The organism is Pseudoalteromonas sp. NZS71, assembly GCF_015864715.1.
In the GTDB taxonomy this organism is placed as follows: Bacteria; Pseudomonadota; Gammaproteobacteria; order Enterobacterales; family Alteromonadaceae; genus Pseudoalteromonas; species Pseudoalteromonas arctica.
Genome location: NZ_JADYWS010000013.1, coordinates 86,435 through 98,852 on the forward strand (window position 1 = coordinate 86,435; position 12,418 = coordinate 98,852).

At 39.9% G+C, this 12,418-nt stretch carries 14 protein-coding genes; 7 read left to right on the forward strand and 7 right to left on the reverse strand.

Annotated elements, in window-relative coordinates; translation table 11 throughout:
- Nucleotides 1-135: 135 nt before the first annotated feature.
- The 4 genes from I6E85_RS10400 (at nt 136) to I6E85_RS10415 (ending at nt 5,298) form a co-directional block, all read left to right on the forward strand.
- Nucleotides 136-2,421, forward strand: a complete 2,286-nt coding sequence (locus tag I6E85_RS10400; RefSeq protein WP_197236937.1) for a penicillin acylase family protein — start codon at nt 136-138, stop codon at nt 2,419-2,421.
- Between the two features lie 79 nt (nt 2,422-2,500).
- Nucleotides 2,501-3,349, forward strand: a complete 849-nt coding sequence (locus I6E85_RS10405; protein WP_007580517.1) for an MBL fold metallo-hydrolase — start codon at nt 2,501-2,503, stop codon at nt 3,347-3,349.
- A gap of 99 nt (nt 3,350-3,448) precedes the next feature.
- Nucleotides 3,449-4,981 carry a bifunctional GNAT family N-acetyltransferase/carbon-nitrogen hydrolase family protein gene (locus I6E85_RS10410; RefSeq protein WP_010554553.1) on the forward strand — a complete coding sequence of 511 codons (1,533 nt, stop codon included), beginning with the start codon at nt 3,449-3,451 and terminating at the stop codon, nt 4,979-4,981.
- Nucleotides 4,981-5,298 carry a multidrug efflux SMR transporter gene (locus I6E85_RS10415; RefSeq protein WP_007580521.1) on the forward strand — a complete coding sequence of 106 codons (318 nt, stop codon included), beginning with the start codon at nt 4,981-4,983 and terminating at the stop codon, nt 5,296-5,298. The genes I6E85_RS10410 and I6E85_RS10415 overlap by 1 nt, the downstream gene beginning before the upstream one ends.
- Before the next feature lie 70 nt (nt 5,299-5,368).
- Here I6E85_RS10415 and I6E85_RS10420 read toward each other — a convergent pair whose 3' ends face one another.
- Nucleotides 5,369-6,247 carry a DMT family transporter gene (locus I6E85_RS10420; protein ID WP_197103186.1) on the reverse strand — a complete coding sequence of 293 codons (879 nt, stop codon included), beginning with the start codon at nt 6,245-6,247 and terminating at the stop codon, nt 5,369-5,371.
- Between the two features lie 239 nt (nt 6,248-6,486).
- Here I6E85_RS10420 and I6E85_RS10425 point away from each other — a divergent pair, with 239 nt between their 5' ends.
- Nucleotides 6,487-6,870 (forward strand): MAPEG family protein, encoded by a 384-nt coding sequence (locus I6E85_RS10425; protein ID WP_002961011.1) that lies wholly within the window; start codon nt 6,487-6,489, stop codon nt 6,868-6,870.
- Between the two features lie 73 nt (nt 6,871-6,943).
- Here I6E85_RS10425 and I6E85_RS10430 read toward each other — a convergent pair whose 3' ends face one another.
- The 3 genes from I6E85_RS10430 to I6E85_RS10440 all read right to left on the reverse strand — a co-directional run bounded on the left by I6E85_RS10430 (nt 6,944) and on the right by I6E85_RS10440 (nt 9,334).
- Nucleotides 6,944-8,155, reverse strand: coding sequence for a TonB family protein (locus I6E85_RS10430; RefSeq protein WP_197236938.1), 1,212 nt, complete (start codon nt 8,153-8,155; stop codon nt 6,944-6,946).
- Nucleotides 8,156-8,164: 9 nt separating this feature from the next.
- Nucleotides 8,165-8,539 (reverse strand): BlaI/MecI/CopY family transcriptional regulator, encoded by a 375-nt coding sequence (locus I6E85_RS10435; protein ID WP_007580531.1) that lies wholly within the window; start codon nt 8,537-8,539, stop codon nt 8,165-8,167.
- Between the two features lie 102 nt (nt 8,540-8,641).
- Nucleotides 8,642-9,334 (reverse strand): pseudouridine synthase, encoded by a 693-nt coding sequence (locus tag I6E85_RS10440; RefSeq protein WP_197236939.1) that lies wholly within the window; start codon nt 9,332-9,334, stop codon nt 8,642-8,644.
- A 90-nt stretch (nt 9,335-9,424) separates the two neighbouring features.
- Between I6E85_RS10440 and I6E85_RS10445 the strand changes: the two genes are divergently transcribed.
- Nucleotides 9,425-9,730, forward strand: coding sequence for a DUF6482 family protein (locus I6E85_RS10445; protein ID WP_024607733.1), 306 nt, complete (start codon nt 9,425-9,427; stop codon nt 9,728-9,730).
- Nucleotides 9,731-9,770: 40 nt separating this feature from the next.
- A complete protein-coding gene (locus I6E85_RS10450) occupies nt 9,771-10,178 on the forward strand; it encodes a GNAT family N-acetyltransferase (protein ID WP_024607734.1) in 408 nt (135 codons plus the stop codon).
- Nucleotides 10,179-10,190: 12 nt separating this feature from the next.
- Here the strand turns inward: I6E85_RS10450 and I6E85_RS10455 are convergent, their stop codons facing one another.
- The 3 genes from I6E85_RS10455 to I6E85_RS10465 are packed head-to-tail and all read right to left on the reverse strand — an operon-like array spanning nt 10,191 to nt 12,409.
- A complete protein-coding gene (locus tag I6E85_RS10455) occupies nt 10,191-10,547 on the reverse strand; it encodes a HopJ type III effector protein (protein WP_024607735.1) in 357 nt (118 codons plus the stop codon).
- Nucleotides 10,548-10,569: 22 nt separating this feature from the next.
- A complete protein-coding gene (locus I6E85_RS10460; RefSeq protein WP_024607736.1) occupies nt 10,570-11,673 on the reverse strand; it encodes a retroviral-like aspartic protease family protein in 1,104 nt (367 codons plus the stop codon).
- A 28-nt stretch (nt 11,674-11,701) separates the two neighbouring features.
- On the reverse strand, nt 11,702-12,409 hold the full coding sequence (locus tag I6E85_RS10465; RefSeq protein ID WP_121954373.1) for an HAD-IA family hydrolase: 708 nt from the start codon (nt 12,407-12,409) through the stop codon (nt 11,702-11,704).
- Nucleotides 12,410-12,418 lie beyond the last annotated feature (9 nt).

Below are 12,418 nucleotides of genomic sequence, written 5' to 3' on the forward strand. Positions count from 1 at the left end.
ACGATGTGTGGAGCTGACATTATCGTGGATTTTGATGTTTATTTCACCCTTTGCGAGCAAGAACATTATTATTTAATAAAACTGTGGTTATTATATGTCCTTAACGCTTGGTCAAAACGTGCAAAGGAAAGGTTGATGTTTAAAGTAATCAAACGCTTGTTATTATTAATTGTGATTTTAGGGCTGGCAAGTACCGCCGTTGTTTATGGGGTACTTAGTTTAAGTTTACCTGCCCTTGATGGAAACGGACGTAGTAACGCGGTAGTAGATCCTGTAAAAATTTCGCGCGATGCACTAGGGCAAGCAGTAATAAATGCAAATAGCCGAAACGATGCAGCCTATGGTTTAGGTTATGTGCATGGGCAAGACCGATTTTTTCAAATGGATTTACTAAGACGTAATGCCGCAGGCGAGCTAAGTGAATTATTTGGCGAAGCCGCGTTGGGACTCGATAAAAAGATGCGTTTTCATCAATTACGTAAACGCAGCCAAATTATTTTACAAACGCTGCCTGAGACCGATAAGCAATTACTTAAAAGTTACGCTCAAGGTGTAAACGAAGGTTTAGCGCAAGTAGGGTATTCAAGCTTTGAATATTTACTAACAGGTGCAGCACAAAAGCCATGGCAAAGTGAAGACAGCTTACTTGTGATATTTAGCATGTACCTTGATTTACAAAGCGCCACATTTGAGCGCGACCAAGCACTTATTCAAATTGAGCAAGCGTACACAAAGCAAATGGTTGATTTTTTAACGCAACCGAGTAAGTACCAAGCCGCACTTGATGGCAGTAAATTAGCGCCTTATAGCGGCGGCATACCTACTTTGCCAACTCAAACACAGCATACAGTTAAAAGTATTGAAGCCAACCAAGAGCGCGGCAGTAATAACTGGGCTGTTACGGGAACGCTAACTAAAACAGGCGCCGGTATGGTGTCTGATGATATGCATTTATCGATGGCAGTACCTGTAATTTGGTACAGAGCTCAGCTAAATTATATACAAAATGGAAAACCTGCTCAGGTAACCGGTGTATCGCTGCCCGGGGCGCCGGCCATTGTTGTTGGCACTAACAACAATGTTGCATGGGGATTTACTAACGGTTATTTAGATACAGCCGATTGGATTGCATTAAACGATGATAGTAAAACATGGCAAGTAGATGAACCTATTGCATTACCCGATGGGGAGGTTGAAAACTATTCATTACTACTCAGCGAGTATGGCCCTGTAAAATACATTAACGGAAAACCTTATGCATTGAGCTGGGCTGCACATCAGCCTTACGCCGTTAATATGCAACTATTAAAGTTAGAGCAAGCCAAAACAGTAGATGATGCACTTGCCGTAGCAAGCGATGTAGGAATACCTGTGCAAAACCTAATGGTGGTAGACAGCCTTGGTAACGCCGCGTGGAAAAACATGGGCGGTATACCGGCGCGTAAAACGCCAAGTGAGCTTGGCGTAAATGCCGATGACTACTCAGCGCTTTGGCAGCAAAATGAATTAGAACGTCCCTTTATTAAAAACCCACAAAACGGTCGATTATGGACTGGTAATTCTCGCGTGGTATCGGCTGAAGATAACGCCCGTTTTGGCAATGGTGGCTATGCACTCGGTGCACGTTCGAGCCAAATTCGCGATAGATTATTTGAAAAACAAACATTTGCAGAGAGCGACTTTTACGCACTACAGCTCGATAATCAAGCTCGCTTTTTAATGCCTTGGCATGCTTTGCTATTAAAGCAATTAAAAACAGATCAAACCAAAAATCAGCAATATATAACAGCGCTCGAAAATTGGCAGCAATGTGCGTGTTCAACCTCCATAGGGTATACCTTAGTTAAGCGCTACCGCGATGAAGTGATTAATATTTTATTTAGTAATATTGAAAGCCAATTAAATAAACAACAAGGCACACTTAAATACGTAAAACGAGATTTAGAGCCCGCAGTGTGGCAGCTTATTAACAACAAACCCGACACGTGGATAAACCCACAATTTAAAAGCTGGGATGCACAATTACACGGTGCGTTTAGCCAAACTATCACTAAACTTACAGAACAATTTGGTAATAACCTTCAAAGCTGGCAGTGGGGCAAGGTAAATGAGTTAGTGATAGAGCATCCGTTTGCAAAGCAAATACCGTTACTTGCTAAGTTATTAAATATGCCCACAGCAGCGGGCTTTGGTGATAGTTATATGCCCGCAGTACAAGGGCGTAGTTTTGGTGCATCACAGCGTTTTATTGCGCAACCAGGGCATTTAGAACATGCGATTTTAGCTATTCCCGGTGGGCAATCGGGGCATCCTCTTTCTGAATTTTATAGAGCGGGGTTTAGTGATTACGTAGAGGGTAAACATACACCTTTATTGCCGCAAACACTTATGCATCAAATAGTCATAAGTCCTATTAAATAACGTTTAAGTGATAAGTGAGTGAGCTTAAATAGTGATAAAAACGTTCTATATTAATTACTTCATACAACAGAGAACAAAAATGAAAAAAATACTACCCGCATTAATAACAGGTTTATTACTAAGTACAGCAGCGCAAGCAGATGAAGGTCCAGTAACAGCACAAAAGCTAAGTGAGCATGTATACGTACTATTTGGGCAAGGCGGTAATATTGCAGCGAGTGTAGGTGATGATGGCATTTATATTATTGATGATCAGTTTGCCAAGTTATCAGACGACATAAAAAAAACGATTAGCGATTTAAAACCAGGCAGTGCAGAGTTTGTTATTAATACGCATCATCATGGCGATCATACCGGTGGCAACGAGAACTTTGCTAAAGCAGGTGCGCACGTTATAGCGCACGATAATGTACACAAACGTCTAGAAGAGCAGCACGGAGAAGGGTCAGACTTTTTACCACGCATTAGTTTTGGTCACGATTTAAAACTGCATTTTAATAACGAACACGCTCATGTAGTGCATTACGAACATGCACATACCGATGGCGACTCGGTTGTTTTTTTTAGTAACGATAACATAGTGCACATGGGCGATATTTACTTTAATTTTGGCAGCTTACCGTTTGTTGATGTAGATAGTGGCGGTAGCGTTGATGGTATTTTAGCGGCAGTAGACGATGTAGTTAAACAAATTGACGACAACACTAAAGTAATACCAGGACACGGTAAGGTAAGTGACCGTTCAGGACTGATAGCGTATGGTAAACTAGTTCAAAACGCGAAAGATGTGATGCTAAAAGCAATGCAAAATAATGCAAGCTTAGAGCAAGTACTTAAAGCCGATCCATTGGCAGAACTTGGTCTTGAATACGCAGGCTGGTTACCAAAAGAGAAAGTAACCACACTCTTTTATCGCAGTTTAAAGTAGTACATCTAAAGTAAAAAACATGATACAAAGCTGAGTGTATTCTTGATTTAATCGAGCGTACATTCGGCTTTTATTTTCTTATGCCTAAAGGAGTTGTGTATGTCGGCAGAAAAAACCCATCTTGAAATTTGTAACTTAACCAGAGAGCAATATCCGCAAATTAAAACCTTGATGGATCAAGCGTATCCCGACTTAGGTGGTGCGTGGCCAAGTCATACCATTTTTAGATTAATAGACCAATTTCCTGAAGGGCAAATCGGTATTGTAGATGACGGCGTGCTGGTGGGCTTAGCGCTGAGCGTACAAGTTGATTACACACGTTTTTCAAACCCGCATACATACGAAGACATTGCAGATGGTCACGACCGTGTATTTAGCGATACCGATGGCGATGCGCTATATGGCTTAGATGTGGCCATTAGCGAAACTCACAGAGGCATGCGCTTAGGTCGTCGCCTTTATGATGCCCGTAAAGAACTGTGCCGCCAATATAACCTACGCGCTATTTTAGCGGGTGGTCGTATTCCACGTTATTACAATCACAGTAGTGAAATGACGCCAATGGAATACATTGCAAAAGTAGATCAGAGAGAGCTATACGATCCTATTTTAAGCTTTCAGTTATCTAACGATTTTCAGGTAAAGCGTTTACTTAAAAAGTACCTACCGGAGGATCAAGAGTCAGTTGGTTACGCCACTTTACTTGAGTGGAATAACATTATGTATGAGCCAACCGACACGGTACTTGAGTCAACTAAATCAATTGTGCGTGTGGGTGCTGTGCAATGGCAAATGCGCTGTGTTGAATCAGTTGAAGAAATGCTAAAACAGGTTGAATACTTTGTAGATACCGTATCTGACTACAAAAGCGACTTTATACTATTCCCTGAATTTTTTAACGCGCCATTAATGGGCTTAGGAAATCAAAGCAACCAAACTGAAGCGATTCGTTATTTAGCGGAATATACCGAAACGTTTAAAAACGCGATGTCGCGTATGGCAATAGAATACAACGCCAATATTATTACCGGCTCTATGCCGCTTGCCGAAGACGATAAAATTTATAACGTAAGTTATTTATGCCACCGCAGCGGTAAAATAGACGAGCAACGTAAAATACATATTACCCCGCATGAACAAAACGATTGGGTTATTCAAGGCGGCGACAAAATTGCTGTATTTGAAACCGATGCTGGGCGTGTAGGTATTCAAATTTGTTATGACGTAGAGTTTCCTGAGCTTTCACGCATATTAGCAAAACAAGGGTTAGATATTTTGTTTGTCCCATTTTGGACCGACACTAAAAACAGCTACTTACGTGTGCGCCATTGTGCACAAGCGCGTGCAATAGAAAACGAATGTTATGTGGTTATTGCAGGCTCGGTAGGTAACTTACCACAAGTAGAAAGCCTTGATGTGCAGTACTCACAATCGGCTGTGTTAACGCCATCGGACTTTTCGTTCCCGCACGATGCAACACTTAACGAAGCCACACCTAATACAGAAATGCTGTTATTTAGTGACCTTGATATGGATAAGCTTAAAATCCTTCATAGCGAAGGTACAGTGCGTAACTTAAAAGATCGCCGCGAAGATTTATATGAAGTTATATTGAAAAAGAGAGATGTTTAATGGCGTGGATTTATTTGGTTATTGCCGGTTTACTTGAAATTGGCTGGCCGATAGGTTTAAAAATCTCACAAAACTCAGATACTCGCTGGCAAGGCATAGCAATAGCGGTGGCATTTTTAGTCGCTAGTGGCTTTATGTTGTGGCTTGCTCAAAGGCAAATATCAATGGGCACCTCATACGCCGTGTGGACAGGTATTGGCGCTGCAGGTACGTTTTTAGTAGGTATATTGTTTTATAACGATGCAGCTACATTTGGTCGTATTGCGGGAGTATTAATGATTATTAGCGGTGTGATAACACTTAAAATAAGCTCTTAATTGGTAATTTGAATAAACGCTTAATTATGAATAGCGCAGGTATAAAAGCCTGCGCTTTTTTATGTTGCCATTAATTCGGCAACATAACCAAAACAGCGGCAATGGCTATGAGTATTAAGCCTGCAGTATCTTGTTTTTTAAGTGGCTGCTTTAACCAAAGTACGGCAATTAGCATGGTAAAAAATACTTCAACCTGTCCAAGTGTTTTAACGTAAGCAACATGTTGTAAGCTCATTGCACTGAACCAGCCAATAGAGCCGATACAACTAAAAACACTAATAGCGGCTGTAGTGCCTTTGTAGTACCACAATTTACTGAGCGTTTGCGGCTCTTTTAATAATAAATAGCCCAGTAGTATTAGTGTTTGTAAGCTAATTACAAACAGCAAAACCCAAGCGGCTGAGTGTGGGAATAATAATCCTGAATTTAAGCTCGCTTCACGTACCCACAGTGAGGTAAGTGCAAAGCAAGTACCACAAGCAAGGCCTAATAATGCCGTTTTAGCATTAAAGTGTTTAACGCTTGTTATGCCGCTGAGTAGCAATACGGCAATAGCGCCAAAAAACACACCAAGCCAACCGAGCAAAGAAAGTGCCGAGCCAAAAAATAATACACCTAAAATGGCTGCTACTAACGCCTCGCTTTTGGCAAGACCAGCACCTACGGCGTAATTATTCATTTTAAATAACTTAACCATTAAACCAGTGGCAAGTATTTGCATCACACTTGCGCCTACAATAAATCCCCAAAAGGCATTATTAAACGTAGGCATGGCTGTATCTTGATATTGATACAAACCATATAAATACACCGCGGCAATAGGGCCTGCGATAATAAAGCGAGAGAGTGTTACGCCAGCCACACTCACATCGTTACTTAATTTACTTTGCAGGGCATTACGCCATGCTTGCATGAAGGCGGCTAAAAAAGTGAAAAATATCCAGGTCATGGTCGTCATCGTTAAAATGTAAGGCAGTAAAGTTAACAAGCTTTGTGAAGTAAAGCGATGCATTAACTATGATGTTGAATATTCATCATCTGCGACATTATGTCGCATGGGTTTGAGGATATATTTAGCTATAGTAAGCCTGATGTTATTGTTAGCCGCCAGCGTTTGTCATAAAACGTATCTGGCGGCTTTTTTATTACGCTTATGCTAAATTATCCGAAACATCAAAAGGATAAATTATGACAACATTAGTTGTATGTGCATTACTTGCGGTATTAATGCCTTACTTTGCAAAAGTGCCGGTTGCTATAGCAATGGCAAAATTAGGTCGATACGACAATAAACATCCAAGGGCGCAACAAACAAAATTAACCGGCTTTGGTGCACGGGCGCTCGCTGCTCATCAAAACTGTTTTGAATCGCTTGCTGTTTTTGCTGTCGCTATTGCAGTTGTACTGGGCACTAACTCTGTAGGAGCAGTGACCGAAATGTTAGCGGTTACACATATTGTGTCGCGTATTTTGTATTGCGTATTTTACTATATGAATCTAGATATAATTCGCTCATTAGTGTGGTTTATTGGTTTGGGTACAGCCATTGCCATGATTGTGGTGAGCTTGTAGGTTTATACTTTAAAACCACAAAGCAAGCAGCCTAGAAGGGCGCTTGCTTTGTAGTCTTGAACAACTCGTGGCGTTAATGCGATACTTTAATTCGCTCAATTAAATCGGTAGGTGCCACTTCACTATTAATCGCAAAATCTAGTTGTACAAGTACATCTTCAAAACCTGAATCAGATGCTTTATATTTCCATTTTGCTAGTGCCTCTTTCGCTGATTTATCAAAAACATCTTTAGGTTTAGATTGAATAACACTAATGTTTTTTGTTTTACCGTTTGCTGCAATATCGTATTTTAATACAACAGAGCCGCTGATCCCTTGTTGAGCTGCTTGTATTGGGTAGGCAGGTTCAATGCGTATTGTTGGTGAGATATGCTCCTCTTGCGTTTTATTTACTTCAGGTTGCTTTGCAATTGCTAAGCCGCTTAGCATACTTGCTGCTACAAGCAATAAGCCACCTTTAGCAAACTTTGAACGCTCCCCGCTGTGTTTTATATTAATTAGTCGTTGTAACATGGTTTTTTTATCTCCGTAGTGTGAATAAGCCATAAGCCCTGTGGGCGCATTTGCCGCGCAGTTTATTAAGGCTTTGCTATATAAAATATGTTGTTGTGTGGTTTTATTGCTAAGTACCCGTTCATCACAAGTCAGCTCTTGTAGTCGGCGCATACTTGCGTAACAAACCCAAGCCAGTGGGTTAAACCAAAGTAAAATAGTAGGCAGTAATATAAGTGCGTTTGTTAAGTTGTCTTTGCGTTTAATGTGTACGTTTTCGTGCTCTAAAATAAGCGCTAATGTGGCTTGATCAAACTGAGTATTATAGTTACTCGGTAACACCAGTTTGCTGTTTAAAATACCGACCACCATTGGCGTGGCTACATGTTGGCTGGTGTAGGTTTTAACATCAGCGGTAAGAGTGCCTTCAAATTGTGTTAACTCAGTTAACTGCAGGCTTTTAACAAAACGGGTATGCGTAATAAAACTAGCTATTAATAACCCTGCGGTAATAAGTACATAAATGAGCGCCCAGCTAATACCCATTTCATGTGTAAAAGGCTGGTTAGGGGTGATTAAGTAATGGCTAATATTGCTATTTTGCAGTGGTTTAATCGCATTTGGTAAATTAGCAATCACCAATGCCGCAGGTAATAGCCATGCTAATTTATATACAAACCGCGAGCCAAGGGCTTTTAAACCAAATCGCTCGAGTAAAATAAATCCACAAAACAAAATGCTTAATAGTAATTGCTGCTCAATCAACCAATTAAAACCAGTTTGAATAACCATGTTAATCCCTTACTTTTGGTTTTTTTCCCAGTCATCTATAACTTTTTTAAGCTCGTTTATATCTTGCTGAGAAAGCTGCTCCGATTTAGCAAAACCGCTTACAAGTGGCGCAATACGTCCACTAAAAAAGCGCTCAATAAAGTTTTGGCTTTCTTTTAAGGTGTAGTCGGCGCGCTCCATACAGGGCATATAAATATATTGGCGACCTTCTTTTTCAAATGTAAGTGCGCCTTTTTTTACTAGTCGACCTAGTAGGGTTTTAATGGTTTTTTCGTGCCATTGCTTATCGTCGCTTAAGCGCTCAATTATTTGGCTCGCGGTGGCGGGGTAGTTAATCCAAAGTGCGTCGAGCACGTCAAACTCTGCTTTTGATAATTCAATCATTTTATTGCCTACAAATGTAATCTTTAATCAAAGACTACACCTGTAATCTATAATTGCAAGTTTATTTTTTAACTTTTTGAGATGTAGTTAAGTGACTTGGTATTATATTTTTGAAATATCGGTTTTATTAATTTGTATATATTGGTTTTCAGGTAGGTTTAGTTTTGAAAGGGTGAGGTCACTAAATTGCACTCTAAATAAATCAATTACTTTGTATCCGCAGTAATGCGCCATTTTACGTATTTGTCTGTTTAGCCCTTGTTTTAAAACAATACTAAACTGATTGCTGGCTATTTTATTTACTTCACAAGGCAGGGTTATGTGTTTATCAACGGGTACGCCTGCTGCCATTTTTTTACAAAAAGCATCGTCTAAAGGCTTATTTACGGTGACTAAATAATGTTTAGGCTGGTGGAAGTCAGGATGTATTAGTTGATTACAAAAATTCCCATCGTTGGTCAAAATAAGCAAACCGCGAGAGTCTTTATCAAGGCGACCAATAGGGTAAACACGGGTAAGTGTAGGTAAATGGTGAATAAGGCTAGCTGGGTCATCAATATTTAATTTACAGTCAATACCTACTGGCTTGTGGTACGCAAAATAAACTAAATCGGCAGCACCTTTAATTTCTTTTTCGTTCACTATTATTGTGTCTTGCTCATCAACGTGATCTATATGATTCGCTGGGCGATTATTTACAGTCACAACACCTTCATCAATTAAACGCGATGCCTGTTTACGAGAACAAATACCTGCATGGGCAATATATTTAGCGAGTCGGATTTTTGTGCTCATAACGTGTGACGCCAGCGGCTAATAAAAATTTGATCGCGATTATAGCAAAGCTGCGTATCTATGAGGTTACTTTTAAAAAAGGTGGTTGTTATGGGTATGAAATTCTCAGAATTAAAAAAACATGAGCCATTACAAAAGGTGGTTGCGCATTCTCTTGAAATGGCATTATACCAAGTCTCTGTAATTATAAATAATGTTGAATATTACGTGACAGAGGAAAATGGTGAGTTTATAAAAGCACTAAGCCCACTGCATATTCAAAAGCGTTTTGAAAAAATAGCCTATGCACAAATGATGCTACGCCATACAAGTGCTTACGATGAAATGTGCGGTCAACCCGAAAAAACAGCCAGTAATATGCTTGAAGTCCCATTTGGTAAAAATAACCTGTATTGATTGAGCTAGTTTGCTAGTATCAGCTCTTTAAGGGCGGCACATGTATCAATTAACAGCAGATAATACCGATGCGTTAAACGTAGCGCTTCGCGCGCAAATGGTTGAATTTAACGCCCAGCATTTTGATGCGCAAAGAGTGCCATTAGGCTATAAATTTACTGATGAGCAAGGCGAGCTTGTTGCCGGTATTAGTGGGTGTGTGTTTGGAAATTGGCTGATGATTAGTTGGCTTTGGTGTAGCGATAGTGCGCGAGGCCAAGGGCTTGCCGATAAACTGCTAACAGCACTTGAACAAGCCGCTATTGAACTAGGTGCAACAACTGCTCAACTTGATACGCTCGATTTTCAGGCAAAACCTTTTTATGAAAAGCGCGGTTATAGTGTTAAGTATCAGCTTAATAATTATCCGCGCTCTGGAACTCGTTACTTTATGGAAAAGCCACTTTAATATTTTTGCTGGCTATTTTACTTTTAGTGGCTCGCCTTCAAAGGTAATACCTAAAAAAGGTATTGCCTCTGGCGCTAACATAAAGGTGCGAATGTTCATGTGATCATCGCCTTTTGGGTTTTGCAGCACGTCTTGTCGGTAAAACTTACCAAAGCAATCTAAGGTATTTTGTTTACTTAAATCGTTTAGTTTAGCAAATGCAAAAATTTTACACGAGCCATTGTTCTCACTTGCAGAGCTTAGTAATCCATGATTATTAAAGCCGCACGCGGTAAACGTGTAATTTGCCTCTATAACAGCAATAGTATCTGTAAATTGAATGCTTTTTGGATTTTCTGCAAGGATTGCTAAGTAGTCATTTAATGTCATGTTTTATTCTTATGTTTTATAATTATTTAGCGCTTAACTCTAGCTCATCTGTCTGCTGATTTATATTAAATTTAAATCGCGATAAAAAGTTCATTCCTAGTAAACCTTGTCCGCGTGTGTTTTCAATGCTCAACACTTCAAAACCATAAATAATTTGCGAACCTACTTTAAACGACTCAATTTGATAACGTTTTACAACAATTTGACCGTTAGCCGTATTTACCGTTACATCACCTAAATATAAAGGTTGTGGCGAAATTTGCTCAATAACATTTGTCGGTAGCGAGGTCACGCTTGCGCCTGTATCAATCATTAATTCGGTGGATAGATTATTATTTATTTCGGTGTTTATTAAGTAATGCACGCCGTAAGGCGTTAAGGCAACGAAGTCGTCTTGCGATTGCGCTTTATTGATCATAGCTTGCAGTGTTTGCACTTGGCTTTTTAGATTGTGCTGGCTTGGCATTCGATCAAGGGTTGCTTGTGCGCTAATTAAATCGCCTTGCTGATAGTAGGCGTTCGCAAGCGGATATAAAAACGGTGCGTTATCGCTTTTATAATCAAGCCAAATTTGCGTTTGCTCAATAATAGCTTGCCAATTTTGTTGATCTGTTAATGTGCGTAGCTTGTTTTGAATGAGCGTATTTAAACGTGTATTTACGTTACTTTGCTGATCAGCAGGCAGTAATGAATTCAGCTCAAATAAAGCAATAATGGCATTTTGTGTTTGCTCGCTATTTATTAAATACTCAATCTGTAAGTTAAGTAATTCTACGTTATAAGGGCTGTTATTTAATAGCGCATTGAGAGATGATTCGCTAAGTAATAAATTGCTATTTAGCCATATTTTAAGCTGCACTAGCCACGATGAATAAAGTTTTTTTGCACTTTCTGGGTTGCTGTTTTTGAGTTGTTGATAGCTACTAAGTGCGGCTTCAAATTGGTGTTGTTTAAATTGCTGCTTTGCCGTATTTAGTAACGTATCTTGCTGTTTAGGCGATATGCTTTGCTGGGCACTTTGCGTTTTTTGTGGTGTAGTTAACGCAGGCTGCGGCCATAATAAATAAGCGTTAAGGCTAAGCGAGCCAATTAATAGCAAGGTGATTAGCTTGGTATAGTGGCTCATTGTGACCTCTTATTTTTAAACGAGTAGGTTATTTAATAAAGTGCGTTAAAGCATGGATGTTGACTATTTCAATATCAGCCAGCCCTTTATAAGCATAATTGGCGCCTTGATCGTTTAACCATACCGATTGGCAACCGGCATTATTTGCGCCTTGTACGTCGGTATCTAGGCTATCGCCAATGTGTAAAATTTCACTTTTAGCAACGTTTAAATGTGTGGCTGCTTTATCAAATAAGGTGCTGTGAGGTTTTGCTTTACCGTGCATACCTGCTTGCAGTACGAGTTCAAATTTATCGTGTAAGTTAAAGCGTTCAATTTCAACGTTACCGTTAGTAATCGCAACAAGCGTAAAGTGTTTGGCTAGGTTATCTAGTAAGTTTAGTACGTCATCGCTTACGACTATGTTGCTGCGCGCATCGGCAAAGGCGTTATAGGCGGCATTTGCATGGCGCTCTACATCATCTGCGGTAAACCCAAGTTTAGAAAGCGCTAAACGTAGGGTGTGTTTGCGCCATTTAGTTACATCATCTGCGAGATCTGGGTTTTGTATTACGGCAAGTTCGCGACATAGTTGCCAGTACTTTGGACCTTGCTCTTGATAGCCCGGTAGCGCGTTTAAATAATTTTGTTGGGCTTTAACGGCTGCTTTTATAATAGGGTGATTGCTGTATAGCGTGTCGTCTAAATCAAAGCTCATGACAGAAAATGGCTTAATAGCACGATTAAATCGGATCATATTTATTTT

Coding starts and splice junctions, on each gene's coding strand:
- I6E85_RS10400 (WP_197236937.1), top strand. CDS start 136: ATGTTTAAAGTAATCAAACGCTTGTTATTATTAATTGTGATTTTAGGG.
- I6E85_RS10405 (WP_007580517.1), top strand. CDS start 2,501: ATGAAAAAAATACTACCCGCATTAATAACAGGTTTATTACTAAGTACA.
- I6E85_RS10410 (WP_010554553.1), top strand. CDS start 3,449: ATGTCGGCAGAAAAAACCCATCTTGAAATTTGTAACTTAACCAGAGAG.
- I6E85_RS10415 (WP_007580521.1), top strand. CDS start 4,981: ATGGCGTGGATTTATTTGGTTATTGCCGGTTTACTTGAAATTGGCTGG.
- I6E85_RS10420 (WP_197103186.1), bottom strand. CDS start 6,247: ATGACCTGGATATTTTTCACTTTTTTAGCCGCCTTCATGCAAGCATGG.
- I6E85_RS10425 (WP_002961011.1), top strand. CDS start 6,487: ATGACAACATTAGTTGTATGTGCATTACTTGCGGTATTAATGCCTTAC.
- I6E85_RS10430 (WP_197236938.1), bottom strand. CDS start 8,155: ATGGTTATTCAAACTGGTTTTAATTGGTTGATTGAGCAGCAATTACTA.
- I6E85_RS10435 (WP_007580531.1), bottom strand. CDS start 8,539: ATGATTGAATTATCAAAAGCAGAGTTTGACGTGCTCGACGCACTTTGG.
- I6E85_RS10440 (WP_197236939.1), bottom strand. CDS start 9,334: ATGAGCACAAAAATCCGACTCGCTAAATATATTGCCCATGCAGGTATT.
- I6E85_RS10445 (WP_024607733.1), top strand. CDS start 9,425: ATGGGTATGAAATTCTCAGAATTAAAAAAACATGAGCCATTACAAAAG.
- I6E85_RS10450 (WP_024607734.1), top strand. CDS start 9,771: ATGTATCAATTAACAGCAGATAATACCGATGCGTTAAACGTAGCGCTT.
- I6E85_RS10455 (WP_024607735.1), bottom strand. CDS start 10,547: ATGACATTAAATGACTACTTAGCAATCCTTGCAGAAAATCCAAAAAGC.
- I6E85_RS10460 (WP_024607736.1), bottom strand. CDS start 11,673: ATGAGCCACTATACCAAGCTAATCACCTTGCTATTAATTGGCTCGCTT.
- I6E85_RS10465 (WP_121954373.1), bottom strand. CDS start 12,409: ATGATCCGATTTAATCGTGCTATTAAGCCATTTTCTGTCATGAGCTTT.